Origin of the sequence: Halopenitus persicus (genome assembly GCF_900107205.1) — an archaeon.
Lineage (GTDB): Archaea > Halobacteriota > Halobacteria > Halobacteriales > Haloferacaceae > Halopenitus > Halopenitus persicus.
On sequence record NZ_FNPC01000005.1, the window covers coordinates 110121 to 122380 of the forward strand.

Below are 12260 nucleotides of genomic sequence, written 5' to 3' on the forward strand. Positions count from 1 at the left end.
TCGATGTCCGATCCCTCGTTGTCCGGCGACGAGCAGGGTGCTGACGCCGACTCCGGTGCCGACAGCGACGCGGATCGGGACGGCAATGTGGATCGAGACGGCAATGTGGATCGAGACGGCAATGCGGATCGAGGTGGCGATTCGGATCGAGGCGGCGACGCCGAGGGGCTGGACGCGTTCGCTCGGCTCGGCCCCGCGGTCCGGGAGGCGCTCTCGGAGCGGGGATTCACCAGGCCCACCGAACCGCAGCGGAAGGCGATTCCGCCGATCGCGGCGGGACGGAACGCGCTCGTGCTCGCGCCGACCGGGACCGGAAAGACCGAGACGGCGATGTTGCCGGTCTTCGACCGGATCGTTCGCGAGCGCGCGGAGAGCGACGACGGAGCATCCGAACACGGGATCGAGGGGATCGCGGCGCTGTACATCACGCCGCTGCGGGCGCTCAACCGGGATATGATGGACCGGCTGGAGTGGTGGGGCGAGGCGCTCGATCTGGAGATCGCCGTTCGACACGGCGACACGACCCAATACGAACGGTCGAAACAGGCCGACGATCCGCCGGACGTGCTCATCACGACGCCGGAAAGCCTCCAAGCGATCCTGACCGGCTCGAAGATGCGGCAGGCGCTCGCGGACGTGGCACACGTGGTCGTCGACGAGGTTCACGAGCTCGCCTCGGCCAAGCGCGGCGCCCAGCTCACGATCGGGCTCGAACGCCTCCGGGAGCTCGCCGGGCCGGTCCAGCGGATCGGTCTCTCCGCGACGGTTGGGTCCCCCGAGGAGGTGGGCCGGTTCCTCGTCGGCTGCGGAAAACGCGATCCGAGCAGGACCGGCGATCGGGAGTTCGCGGTCGTCGAGGTCGAGGCCGGCACGCGCGTGGATTTCGAGGTCGTCAGCCCGGCGATCACCGCGGAGGACGAACGCCTCGCCGGCGCGCTGGCGACGACCGAGGAGATCGCGAGCCACGTTCGGGCGATCCGCGACGTCGTGGCGGCGAACCGGTCGACGTTGGTGTTCGTCAACACTCGACAAACCGCGGAGGCGCTCGGGTCCCGGTTCAAGACGCTGTCGGAGACCGACGTCTCGGTCGAGGTCCACCACGGGTCGCTCTCGAGCGACGTCCGGGTCGACGTCGAGGACCGGTTCAAGGCGGGCGACATCGACGCGCTGATCTGTACCTCCTCGATGGAGCTCGGGATCGACGTCGGGCGCGTCGACCACGTGGTCCAGTACGGGAGTCCCCGCGAGGTGGCCCGGCTGCTCCAGCGCGTCGGGCGCGCCGGCCACCGGAGCGACCGGGTCTCCCGCGGGACGGTCGTGACGAGCGACGCCGACGACGCCCTCGAAGCGCTGGCGATCGCCCACCGCGGCTCCGTCGGCGCGGTCGAGCCCGCGAACATCCAGTACGGGAGCCTCGACACGGTCGCCAACCAGATCGTCGGGATCGTGATGGATCTCGGCGAGGTTCACGCCCGGCGGGCCTACCGGATCGTCACGAACGCGTATCCGTTCCGGGATCTGGACGAGGAAACGTTCCAGGAGGTGGTCCGCGAGCTCGACGGGAACCGCGTCGTGTGGCTCGAGGAGGGGACGGACACGATCGAGAAGTCGGGCGGCTCCTGGCAGTACTTCTACGCGAACCTCTCGATGATCCCCGACGAGGCGACCTTCGAGGTGTACGACCTCTCCTCGCGGCGGCAGATCGGGACCCTCGACGAGCGGTTCGTGCTTGATTTCGCCGGGCCGGGCGAGACGTTCATCCAGCGCGGCGAGATGTGGCGGATCACCGACGTCGACGAGGAGGAGGAGCGCGTCAACGTCTCGCCGATCGAGGACCCCGGCGGGGAAGTGCCCGCCTGGGTGGGCTCGGAGATCCCCGTCCCGAAGCCAGTGGCGGGCGAGGTCGGCCGGATCCGCGCCGAGGCCGCGGACCGGCTCGCCGACGGCGCTCCCCCGGCGGCCGTCGCCCGGGGCTTCTCGGAACGGTATCCGGCCGACGAGTCGACGATCCTGGACGCGCTCGAGCCGATCGTCGACCACGTCGAGGCCGGGCACCCGGTCCCGACCGACGACCGGATCGTCGTCGAGGGGCTCGGTCGCTCGGTCGTCGTCAACGCGGCGTTCGGCCACCGGATAAACGAGACGCTCGCGCGGCTCCTCTCGGCGCTGATCGGCCAGCGGACCGGCTCCTCGGTCGGGATGGACGTCGACCCCTACCGGATCGAGCTGGAGGTTCCCTCGTCGGTCGACCCCGGGACGGTGATCGCGATCCTCGAGGAGACCGACCCGGACCACCTGGCGTCGTACCTCGAGCTCGCGCTGAAGAACGCCGACACGCTGACGTTCACTCTCGCGCAGGTGGCGGCGAAGTTCGGCACGGTAAAACGGTATCAGGAGGGATCGGGCCGGTTCGGCGGCGACCGTCTCCTGGCGGCCCTCGAGGGAACGCCCGTCTACGAGGAGGCGGTCCGCGAGGTGTTCCACCAGGACCTCGACGTCGAGGGGGCCGCGGCGGTCCTCGACCGGATCCGGGACGGCGATATCGAGCTCGTCGCGGCGCGGGAACGGACCCCGATCGGCTCGGCCGGCGAGTCCTCGGGTCGGGAGTTCCTCGTGCCCGAGAACGCCGACGCCGACGTCATCGAGACGGTCCGCGAGCGCATTCGGGACGACCGAACGTTGCTGTGTTGTCTCCACTGTCAGGACTGGACCCGACGGACGCCGGTCAGGCGGATCCGGGACCAGCCGAGCTGTCCCGAGTGCGGGTCGACCCGCGTCGCCGCGCTCAACCCGTGGGACGAGGAGACCGTCGCCGCGGTCCGGGCGGACGAGAAGGACGACGAGCAGGAGCGGCTCACCGAGCGCGCCTACCGGTCAGCCAGCCTGGTGCAGAGCCACGGCAAGCGGGCCGTGATCGCGATGGCCGCCCGCGGCGTCGGCCCGCACAACGCCGCCCGGATCATCTCGAAGCTCCGCGAGGACGAGTCGGAGTTCTACCGCGACATCCTGAAACAGGAGCGCGAGTACGCCCGGACGCAGTCGTTCTGGGACTAACCGTAGCGGGACGGCTACCGTCAGCGGACCCGACTCACGCCGGATGCCGGTCACGGACCGGTAGCTACCGTCGGATCTCGAACCCCTCGATCCCGGCCGGCTCCTCGTACGTGACGGCGACGTCCTCGACGGTCGCGCGCGGGCTCCCCTCGTGACACCACTCGACCATCGACTCGACGGCCTCGCGGGGGCCCTCGAAGACGGCCTCGACGCGTCCGTCAGGCAGGTTCTTCACCCAGCCGTCGACGCCGTGCTCGCGTGCGGTATCCCTGGTGGTCGCGCGGTAGTAGACGCCCTGCACGTGGCCCGAAACGTGGACGTGCGCCCGAACGCGATCGCCGTCGGCACCTCGATCGGTCATCGTCGGAGCGACGACCAGCGGAGTCTTATAAGTGGCGCCGTGAAACCCCGGGTATGGACCTGTTCGGAACCGCGGGGATCCGCGGCGACGTCGACGCGCACGTCACGCCCGAGCTCGCGCTCGCGGTCGGCGGCGCGGTCGCCGACGCGATCGCGGACGACGCACTGGCCGCCGAGGGAACGCTGGCGCCGGAGATCGTGGTGGCTCGCGACGGTCGCGTGACGGGGCCGGCGCTCGCCGACGCGATCGCGGCCGGTGCCGCCGCCGGCGGCGCGCGGGTGCGACGCGCCGGGATGCTCCCAACGCCGGCGCTCGCGTTCGCCTCGCGGGACCGGTACGGGATCGCCGTGACGGCATCGCACAATCCGCCACACGACAACGGGATCAAGCTCTTCCGCGACGGCGTCGAGTTCGACCGCGACGCGGAGGACGCGGTGGAAACGCGCGTCTCCGAGGGCGTCGCGTCGGCCGACTGGGACCGCTGGACGGAGCCGGAGTCGGTCGCCGTGCTCGCGGCGTACCGTGAGGCCGTCGCCGCCTACGCCCGGCAGTTCGGCGCGCCGCTCGACGGGCTCCGGATCGCGGTCGACTGCGGGAACGGGATGGCCTCGCTGGCGACGCCGGCCGTGCTCGGCGACCTCGGCGCCGAGGTCGTCACGCTCAACGGGAACGTCGACGGCCACTTCCCCGGTCGCGGCAGCAAGCCCACGCCCGAGACGCTCGCCGACCTTCGCGCGTTCATCGCCGACGCCAACGACGGGATCGAGAACCCCGGTCGGCCGGGCGCGGACGAGGGTATGGGAGCGGATACGAGCGAGGATATGGGGAAGGATACGGACGAGGATATGGGGAAGGATACTGGAGGGAACGCGGACGGAACGGGATTCGCGTTCGGGATCGGCCACGACGGGGACGCCGACCGGATCGTGATCGTCGATGCCGACGGGGAGATCGTCCACGAGGACACCGTCCTTGCGATCCTCGCCGAGCGGTACACGCGCACGAGCGAGGCCGCGGACCCGGTCGTGGTGACGACGCCGAACGCCTCCGGCCGGATCGACGAGCGCGTCCGGGAGGCCGGCGGGCGCGTCGAGCGCGTCCGCCTCGGCGCGCTCCACGAGGGCATCGCCGCGGTCCGGGAGGCCGCGTCCGAGCAAGGGGGAGCCGCCGACACCGCGGTCGCCTTCGCCGCGGAGCCGTGGAAGCACACTCACACCCGGTTCGGCGGCTGGATCGACGGGGTCTGCTCGGCGGCGGTGCTCGCCCGGCTCGTCGCCGCGGAGGGGCTCGCCGCGCTTCGCGAGCCCGTGACCGAACGCCCCTACCGGAAGGTGAACGTCGACTGTCCGGACGAGCGGAAGGCGCCGGCGATGGACCGTCTCGCGACCGCGCTACCGGAGGCGTTCCCGGAAGCGGACGTCTCCACGGACCACGGCGTCCGCCTGGAGTTCCCCGACGCCTCCTGGGTGCTCGTTCGACCGTCCGGCACCGAGCCCTACGTCCGGCTGTACGCCGAAAGCGACGACGTCGACGCGCTCGTCGCCGAGGTACAGTCGGTCGTTCGAACCGCCGTCGAGAGCGTGTAAGGCGGCTCGCGTTCCGGGATCCGATTCGCGTTCCGGGATCCGATTCGCGTCCCAAACGTTTATTTGCCGGTTGTGCGTCTATGCGAACGCGATGGCGACAGGTACAGTGGCCTTCTTCAACGACACCGGAGGCTACGGATTCATCGAGAGCGAGGACGCGGACGAGGACGTTTTCTTCCACATGGAGGACGTCGGCGGCCCGGACCTCGAAGAGGGACAGGAAGTCGAATTCGAGATCGAGGAAGCTGAAAAAGGGCCGCGGGCGACGAACCTCACCCGTCTCTGAGGCCGACCAGCGACGTCGATCGAACTCGCGTTTTTACCGACCGCGCGTTCCCGGCGAGTGGCAACGCAACGCTACCCGGAGCGTCCACGCCGAGTTATGACTGACTTATAAAAACGGCCTGACGGAATCGCCCGACTGCACGCGGTCACGGTCTCTCGCCCGTTCCGTAGCGTCGATCGGTCACGAGGAACAACGCTTTTCGGACGGGACCTCGAAGCCCGCCCATGGCAGACGACGAGTCCACCGACGCGGACGAACCGGCGGAATCGGACGCGGACGGATCCGAGGGAGACGAGGAGAAGTCCTTCCGCGAGCGAGTCGAGGAGATCCGCGAGCGACGCGAACAGGAACGCGAGGAGGGCGAGGGCGACCGCCCGAGCCCCGAGGAGATGATGGGCGGCGGCGGCGGTGGCCCCGGCGGGATGGGCGGCGGCGGCAACCCGTTCGCACAGATGATGTCCGGAATGATGGGCGGCGGCGGTGGCCCCGGCGGAATGGGCGGCGGTCCGGGCGGCGCCCCCGGCGGCCCCGGCGGTCGTCCCGGCGAGGGCGGCGGCGACGAGGTCGGCAACGAGGAGCTCGTCCGCGAGGTCCGGCAGCTCCGCGACGAGGTCCGCGACGCGACCCGACAGCTCCAGCGCATCGCGCAGGCGCTCGAGGACCAGTAGGCCGTCTCGCGGGTAGGCCGTCTCGCCGCGTACGCCGCTCGCCGAACGAAACGACCGATCGGCTTCGCAATACCTTTTTCCGGCCGCCACGGCGGATTCGAGTATGGGGATCCCCGAGGAGCGCATCGAGCGGCTGTTGCCGTTGGCCCGCGAGGCGGTCGTCGCCGGCGAGTACGACCGCGCCCGCACGTACGTCCGCCGCGCGAAGCGGATCGCGGAGCGCAACCGGGCCCGCCTGCCTCGGGAGTTCGAGCGCAGGACGTGTTCCGACTGCGACGTCTACCTGCGCCCCGGCGTGACCGCCCGCGTTCGAACCCGGCCGGGTCGCGTCGTCGTCCGGTGTCTGGAGTGCGGCGCGACGCACCGGTATCCGTTCTCCTAGGCTGCCGACCGGCCTTCGAGGTCGGTCACCCGTACATCGTCCGTCGCCGACGCCCCGGTGACCCGCCCCCGTGTGTCGGCGTGACGCTCGGACCGCGAAGCCTCAAGATTCAACTGCCGGCGGCGTCTGAGTGGGTGTATGACGGACCATCAGCTCCGACAGCAGGCACACGACCTCGACGTCACGGTCTGGGTCGGCAAGGGCGGGATCGACGCCGTGGTGGACGAACTCGCCGACCAGCTCGACGACCGCACGCTCGTGAAGGTCAAGTTCCTCCGGTCGGCGCGCGGCGGCACCGACACCGCGACGCTGGCGGACGAGCTGGCCGCGGCGGTCGACGCCGAGCTGATCGAGACCCGCGGGAACACGGCGGTGTTCCACTGATGCCGGTTCCCGCCCAGGTGGACCCGATCGCGAACGCGCTGGCCCCGGTCCTGGGCACTGCGATCGCCGAGACGCTCGCGGCCGCGCTCGTCTTCATCGGCGTGATCGTGCTCGTGTTCCTCGGCAACCGCGCGCTCATCTCGCCGCTCGTCGAGCGGGTCCTCGACGAGCGCGGCCTCGAGCCGCACGCGCGACGTCCCCTCACCAAGATCGCGTCGATCATCGTGCTTTTCGCCGGGATCGCGGTGGCGTTCGGCCTCGCCGGCTACGGGAGCTTCCTTCGGTCGCTGGCGACGATCGCCGCCGCGGCCACGCTCGCCATCGGCTTCGCGCTCCAGGAGGTCATCCGGAACTTCGTCGCCGGCATCTTCATCTACACCGACCGCCCGTTCCGCATCGGCGACTGGATCGAGTGGGACAACGGGACCCACTCCGGCGTCGTCGAGGACATCTCCTTCCGGGTCACGCGGGTTCGGACCTTCGACAACGAGCTGCTCACCGTCCCGAACTACGAGCTGACCAAGGGCGTCGTGAAGAACCCGGTCGCCAAGGACACGCTCCGGCTGAAGTTCCTCTTCGGGATCGACTACGAGGACGACGTCGACCGCGCGTCGACGATCATCGTCGAGGAGGCGGAAAAGCGGGACGACGTCCTCGCGGACCCCGCGCCGTCAGTTCGGCTCACCGAGCTGGCCGACTCCTACGTCGGACTCCAGTCGCGGATCTGGATCGAAAACCCCTCGCGGGCCGACTTCGTCAAGACCCGCGGCGAGTACGTCGCCGCCGTGAAACGACGCTTCGACGAGGAGGACATCACCATCCCGTTCCCGCAGCGTACCGTCTCCGGGCGGGATGCGTGGGAAGAACCGGCCGCCTTCGGCGAGAGCGCCTAACCGGTCGACGGTCGATCGCCGTCCTCCGTCGCGTCGTCGGCTATCCGTCGTCCAGCTCCTCGAACGCAGCGTCGTCGGGCGTTCCGTCGCCGAAGCCGCGGAACAGCGTCTCGAAGTCCGTGTGCGAGTCCATGCTGGTGACGGTGTCGTCGAGGTCCTCCTTGAGCGCCTCGAGGTCCGCGGTGAGCTGGCGGTACTCCTCGCTCTCCTCGAGGGCCGCCTGGCTCTTCTCGGACTCCAACAGCGCCTTCTTCGAGGCCAGCGAGAAGAACTCCTGAACGCCGGCGTCGTACTGGCTGCGCTCGTAGAGCTCGTCGACCGTCTCGCGGAGGGCGTCCTTCGTGACGGGCTTGACGAGGTAGTCGTCGAACCCCATCGCGACGATGTCGAAGTCCGGCTCGACGGCGGTGACCATCGCCACGCGGCAGTCGATCCCGCGGTCGCGGACCGCCTCGAGCACCTCATCGCCGGAGAGCCCCGGCATCCGCCTGTCCAACAGGATCACGTCGATCTCGTCGTCGAGGGCGTCGAGCGCCTCCCGACCGCCGTACGCCGTTCGAACGCGGTACTCATCGCCGAGCCACGCGGCGTACAGGTCTGCCAGGTCAGGCTCGTCCTCCACGACGAGGACGAGAGGGGGTTCCTCACTCATATGTCATCGAGATCGCGACTGGGTCGCTCGTTCGGGTGTTCTATCGCCCCGCTATATCAAAATACCCCTTGTCGATCGCGTTCGCCGGTATCGGATCCCGCTTACGGGACGACGATCCACGACCGCGGGGTCCCTCCGGGTCTCGGTCGGGACGGGATTGCCACCCTATTCGTCGGGGCTGTAGTTCGGCGCCTCGTCGGTGATCATCACGTCGTGGGGATGCCCCTCGGTCTGGCCGGCCGCGGAGACGCGCACGAACTCCGCGCGCGATTTGACCTCCGGGATCGTCTCGGCGCCGACGTAGCCCATCCCGGACCGCATCCCGCCGACGAGCTGATACAGCTCCGAGGCGAGCGAGCCCTTGTACGGGGTCGCGGCCTCGACGCCCTCGGGAACGAAGTCCTCGTCCTCGTCGGCGTCCTTGAGGTAGCGGTCGCCGCCGCCCGACTGCATCGCGCCGACCGAACCCATCCCGCGGTACTGCTTGTACTTCTTGCCGTTCATCGTGATGACGCGGCCGGGCGCCTCGTCCGTGCCGGCGAAGTAGGAGCCGAGCATCACCGCGTCCGCGCCGGCGGCGATCGCCTTGATCGCGTCGCCGGAGTACCGGATCCCGCCGTCGGCGATGACCGGAACGTCCGCCGCCGAGGCGACGTCAGCGACCTCGGAGACGGCGGTGATCTGGGGCATCCCGGCGCCGGAGACGACGCGGGTCGTACAGATCGACCCCGGGCCGATCCCGACCTTGAGCCCGTCGGCGAAGTCGACGGCCGCCTCGGCCGCCTCGCGAGTGCCGACGTTCCCGACGACGACGTCGGCGTCGACGGTGCCCTTGATCGCCTCGGCGGACTCGAGGACGTTCAGGTTGTGGGCGTGTGCACAGTCGATGAAGAGCACGTCGGCGCCCGCCTCGTCGGCGGCGACCGCGCGCTCCTCCTCGAAGGGACCGACCGCGACGCCGGCCAGCAGCCGGCCGTCCTCGTCGCGAGCGGCCTGCTCGTGTTCGCGCCGCTGGAGGATCCCCTGCATCGTCACGAGGCCGACGAGGCGGTCCTCCGCGTCGACGACCGGAACGCGCTCGATCTTGTGGTCGTACATCAGCTCGAGCGCCTCGCGGGCGGTCACGTCCTCGCCGGCGGTGATGACCTCGTCGGTCATCGCCTCCCGGACCGCGTCCTCGTCCCCGACCTCGAGGTACGGCCGGATGTCGGTCCCGGAGATGATCCCGAGCACGACGTCGTCCTCGTCGACGACCGGCGCGCCCGAGACGCCCTCGCGTTCCATCGTGGCGTCGGCCTCCCGGACGGTCATCCCCGGCGTCACGGTCACGACGTCCTCGCGCCGGATGACGAGCTCGTGGGCGCGCTTGATGCGCTCGACCTCCTCGGCGGTCTCCTCGACGGTCATGTTCCGGTGGAGCACGCCGATGCCGCCCTCGCGGGCCATCGCGATCGCCAGGTCGGATTCGGTCACGGTGTCCATCGCGGCCGAGAGCACGGGCACGTTGAGCTCGACGTTCCGCGAGACGCGCGTCGAGACGTCGGCCTCGTCGGGTTCGACGCGGCTTTCCTTCGGCCGCAACAGCACGTCGTCGAAGGTCAACGCCTCGGGTACACGAAGCTTCTCGGAGAAGGGGCCGGTCGCAGGATCGTCTCTCGCCATATAAACCGTCATCGCGTCGTCCGCAAAAACGTTGCGAGTCCGCAGTGACGTGCAACTGCGTCACACTCACAACCACGATCTGTACACGTCGACGGATCGGTCGAGGCATCGACGACACGGTTGAGGGATCGGCGGCACGGTTGAGGAATCGGCGGCACGGCCGAAACATCGCGGATCGGCCGAGACCTCGACGGACCGATCATCCGGCGGGACTCGATCCCTCGTTCCGTGGCACCACCAAGAAAGCTACGTTCGATCAAAAATATTGGAATAATATCCGATCGTAACGCGATATCGGCGTCGTATGCGAACGCTCCTCGCACAACGTTTATGCCCTTCTGTTCAGTAGATGCACGTATGGACTCCGACAGTTCCGCCAGTATGAGTGTTGCCGGCCAGCCGAGCGTCGTCGTCGACGCGAAAGCGAACTCCGGCACATTCACATTTGCTGGCAACTGTTCGGACCGGTCCGGATTCGAATCCACGATCCGGCGGCTCGGCTATCGTGGATCGTCCGGCTACTGCCGTTTGCCCCACGGTCAGGGCTTGCCAGCCTGAATGAGCGTCTCCCAGCACCCGGTTGCGCTCCGGCTGGAACGTCACGTGGGCGGTGCCACCAAGCTGTTAGCCACGGTGATGGCGCTCCCGCTCATCGACGGGATCTTCCCCGCGCTCGTGTTGGCCGGGGCGCTCTCGACGCCGGTCGGGATCCTCGAGACCGGCCTGCTGATCTTCGGCGGCTCCGCGACGATGGCGGTCATCCTCGCGGAGATGGACGGCACCCGGCGCGAGCAGGTGGCGTCGGTGCTGCTCATCGGCGCGCTCGTGGTGCCGCTGGCCGCGCTCCAGGCCGCGATCGCCCCGACGCTGGCCGGCCTGCTCGACCTCGAGATCTTCCAGCGGTTCGCGGGGCTGGTCATCCTGACGATCGCGGCCAAGACGGCCTCCGCGAAGATCGGCGACGTGTTGCCCAGTCCGAGCGTCATCATCGCCCTCGGGCTGATCGCGAGCGTCTCCCCGTCCGGCGCCGAGCTGGCGTTCTCGAGCGACCCCACGATCGTCGCCCGCGGCGCGGCCGCGGCGGCGGTCGGCGTCGGCTTCGCGCTGTTCGTCGCCCTCGCGGCCCCGCAGCTTCGCGGCCACGTCAACATCGATCGCTTCCGGTTCGGCTCCGCGGTCGCGCTGGGCGTCCTGGCGCTGCCCATCCTGGGGATCCTGCAGACGGATGCCCCGATCGCCCTGGCCGTCCTCATCGTCACGGGCCTGTTCGCCTACGACCCCGACGCGGACCCCTCGGTCACCGCAAGCGGTCGCCGCGGCGGCCTCGGCGGCGATTCCGACGACGATCCCGACGGCGGCGCGGGTGACCGCGTCGACGTGGCCGACGGCGACGTCGCGGGGCGCAAGGAGCCCCGCGGCGAGCCGAGCCCGCTGCCGATCGACGCCCCCGAGGCGCCCGACCGGATCGCGGGCGTGGACCCCTCGCTCGTCGCCGTGGACGTGAACGCCCACGGCGCCGTCCCGCGGCCCGCCCCCAACGGCGGATCGTCGGGCGTGCTCGTCGACGGCGACCCGGCGAACACGGCCCGCGCACCCGCGGCGTTCGGACTCTCGGAGGAGGCGGCCGGTTCCGAGGCCGACGCCGGTTCCGAGGCGGCCGACGACCGGGACCGCGAGGAGCTGGACGTCGAGCCGCTCGAGGGCGGCGAGGCGGACGACCCGGCGCGTGCCGACGCGGGCGCGACCCGGGCCCCGTGGCTGTGACCGTCGCCCTTTAGGGAGTGCCCCGCCACTGACGCGTATGAGCAATCGCGTCGTGCAGGGACGGATGGTGACCCCCGAGACGCTGGCGGAACGCATCGAGGGCGAGCCGGTTCTGGAGGCGGAGCCGATCGAGGACGCCGACCGCGACTGTCCGGAGTGCGGCGGGGACGTGATCCAGGTCGGGTACATGCCCTCGGTGACCGAGTTCGTCGTCGGTCAAAAGTGCCAGGAGTGCGACTGGGCCGACGACGACCGGGAGTGACCGCCGGCGGCCGATCGGATCGGATCGAAACCCCTTTAGCGAAACCTCGGTAACGGACGAACGCGAGATCACGACGGGGCTGTGGCCAAGCCAGGCATGGCGACTGACTCCAGAGGCGACGCCCGGTGACGAACTCCAGACTGATATACCGAGCGGACGACTGATCATCGGCCGTGTTGACGACGCTCTGGAGTACCGAGGCAGACCGGAGATATCAGTCAATCGGGGGTTCAAATCCCTCCAGCCCCATAGCGGTCTTCAACGTGACTTTTCAGTTCTGAGAGGTTTCTATGTAATCCGATTCCG

Annotated in this window: 12 protein-coding genes, 1 tRNA gene and 1 pseudogene; 11 read left to right on the top strand and 3 right to left on the bottom strand. The window is 69.7% G+C overall.

Annotation, left to right across the window (positions count from 1 at the left end; translation table 11 throughout):
- Positions 1–168 precede the first annotated feature (168 nt).
- Positions 169–3054: a DEAD/DEAH box helicase gene (locus BLV25_RS09800; RefSeq protein ID WP_256335701.1), complete on the top strand. Its 2886-nt coding sequence runs from the start codon at positions 169–171 to the stop codon at positions 3052–3054.
- A 64-nt stretch (positions 3055–3118) separates the two neighbouring features.
- Here BLV25_RS09800 and BLV25_RS09805 read toward each other — a convergent pair whose 3' ends face one another.
- Positions 3119–3415 carry an acylphosphatase gene (locus BLV25_RS09805; protein WP_092732729.1) on the bottom strand — a complete coding sequence of 99 codons (297 nt, stop codon included), beginning with the start codon at positions 3413–3415 and terminating at the stop codon, positions 3119–3121.
- A 53-nt stretch (positions 3416–3468) separates the two neighbouring features.
- Here BLV25_RS09805 and BLV25_RS09810 point away from each other — a divergent pair, with 53 nt between their 5' ends.
- The 6 genes from BLV25_RS09810 to BLV25_RS09835 all read left to right on the top strand — a co-directional run bounded on the left by BLV25_RS09810 (position 3469) and on the right by BLV25_RS09835 (position 7614).
- Positions 3469–5001, top strand: a complete 1533-nt coding sequence (locus BLV25_RS09810) for a phosphohexomutase domain-containing protein (protein WP_092732732.1) — start codon at positions 3469–3471, stop codon at positions 4999–5001.
- 91 nt (positions 5002–5092) lie between these two features.
- Positions 5093–5287 carry a cold-shock protein gene (locus BLV25_RS09815; RefSeq protein ID WP_021074435.1) on the top strand — a complete coding sequence of 65 codons (195 nt, stop codon included), beginning with the start codon at positions 5093–5095 and terminating at the stop codon, positions 5285–5287.
- 224 nt (positions 5288–5511) lie between these two features.
- On the top strand, positions 5512–5955 hold the full coding sequence (locus tag BLV25_RS09820; protein WP_021074434.1) for a hypothetical protein: 444 nt from the start codon (positions 5512–5514) through the stop codon (positions 5953–5955).
- Between the two features lie 103 nt (positions 5956–6058).
- Positions 6059–6337 (top strand): ribonuclease P protein component 4, encoded by a 279-nt coding sequence (locus BLV25_RS09825; protein WP_092732735.1) that lies wholly within the window; start codon positions 6059–6061, stop codon positions 6335–6337.
- A gap of 138 nt (positions 6338–6475) precedes the next feature.
- Positions 6476–6721 (top strand): YhbY family RNA-binding protein, encoded by a 246-nt coding sequence (locus tag BLV25_RS09830; RefSeq protein ID WP_021074432.1) that lies wholly within the window; start codon positions 6476–6478, stop codon positions 6719–6721.
- The gene (locus tag BLV25_RS09835) at positions 6721–7614 is read left to right on the top strand and encodes a mechanosensitive ion channel family protein (RefSeq protein ID WP_092732738.1); all 894 of its coding nucleotides are present in this window, start codon (positions 6721–6723) and stop codon (positions 7612–7614) included. The genes BLV25_RS09830 and BLV25_RS09835 overlap by 1 nt, the downstream gene beginning before the upstream one ends.
- Before the next feature lie 40 nt (positions 7615–7654).
- On the opposite strand, the gene BLV25_RS09840 is transcribed toward BLV25_RS09835, so the two are convergent.
- Positions 7655–8266, bottom strand: a complete 612-nt coding sequence (locus BLV25_RS09840; RefSeq protein ID WP_092732741.1) for a HalX domain-containing protein — start codon at positions 8264–8266, stop codon at positions 7655–7657.
- A 165-nt stretch (positions 8267–8431) separates the two neighbouring features.
- Complete coding sequence (gene guaB / locus BLV25_RS09845; RefSeq protein WP_092732744.1) at positions 8432–9928, bottom strand: IMP dehydrogenase; 1497 nt, start codon at positions 9926–9928, stop codon at positions 8432–8434.
- Between the two features lie 357 nt (positions 9929–10285).
- Between guaB and BLV25_RS09850 the strand changes: the two genes are divergently transcribed.
- The 4 genes and pseudogenes from BLV25_RS09850 (at position 10286) to BLV25_RS17410 (ending at position 12203) form a co-directional block, all read left to right on the top strand.
- A complete protein-coding gene (locus BLV25_RS09850; RefSeq protein ID WP_092732747.1) occupies positions 10286–10486 on the top strand; it encodes a hypothetical protein in 201 nt (66 codons plus the stop codon).
- Positions 10487–11422: pseudogene (locus BLV25_RS17880) on the top strand (DUF5794 domain-containing protein); the annotation flags it as partial. It lies immediately after the preceding gene.
- A 307-nt stretch (positions 11423–11729) separates the two neighbouring features.
- Positions 11730–11954 (top strand): DUF5795 family protein, encoded by a 225-nt coding sequence (locus BLV25_RS09860; protein WP_092732750.1) that lies wholly within the window; start codon positions 11730–11732, stop codon positions 11952–11954.
- A 75-nt stretch (positions 11955–12029) separates the two neighbouring features.
- Positions 12030–12203 (top strand) — tRNA-Trp (locus BLV25_RS17410).
- Positions 12204–12260: the final 57 nt, after the last annotated feature.

Excerpts from the sequence above, each read along its gene's own strand:
- BLV25_RS09805 (WP_092732729.1), bottom strand. The coding sequence starts at position 3,415 with ATGACCGATCGAGGTGCCGACGGCGATCGCGTTCGGGCGCACGTCCAC.
- BLV25_RS09810 (WP_092732732.1), top strand. The coding sequence starts at position 3,469 with ATGGACCTGTTCGGAACCGCGGGGATCCGCGGCGACGTCGACGCGCAC.
- BLV25_RS09815 (WP_021074435.1), top strand. The coding sequence starts at position 5,093 with ATGGCGACAGGTACAGTGGCCTTCTTCAACGACACCGGAGGCTACGGA.
- BLV25_RS09820 (WP_021074434.1), top strand. The coding sequence starts at position 5,512 with ATGGCAGACGACGAGTCCACCGACGCGGACGAACCGGCGGAATCGGAC.
- BLV25_RS09825 (WP_092732735.1), top strand. The coding sequence starts at position 6,059 with ATGGGGATCCCCGAGGAGCGCATCGAGCGGCTGTTGCCGTTGGCCCGC.
- BLV25_RS09830 (WP_021074432.1), top strand. The coding sequence starts at position 6,476 with ATGACGGACCATCAGCTCCGACAGCAGGCACACGACCTCGACGTCACG.
- BLV25_RS09835 (WP_092732738.1), top strand. The coding sequence starts at position 6,721 with ATGCCGGTTCCCGCCCAGGTGGACCCGATCGCGAACGCGCTGGCCCCG.
- BLV25_RS09840 (WP_092732741.1), bottom strand. The coding sequence starts at position 8,266 with ATGAGTGAGGAACCCCCTCTCGTCCTCGTCGTGGAGGACGAGCCTGAC.
- guaB (WP_092732744.1), bottom strand. The coding sequence starts at position 9,928 with ATGGCGAGAGACGATCCTGCGACCGGCCCCTTCTCCGAGAAGCTTCGT.
- BLV25_RS09850 (WP_092732747.1), top strand. The coding sequence starts at position 10,286 with ATGGACTCCGACAGTTCCGCCAGTATGAGTGTTGCCGGCCAGCCGAGC.
- BLV25_RS09860 (WP_092732750.1), top strand. The coding sequence starts at position 11,730 with ATGAGCAATCGCGTCGTGCAGGGACGGATGGTGACCCCCGAGACGCTG.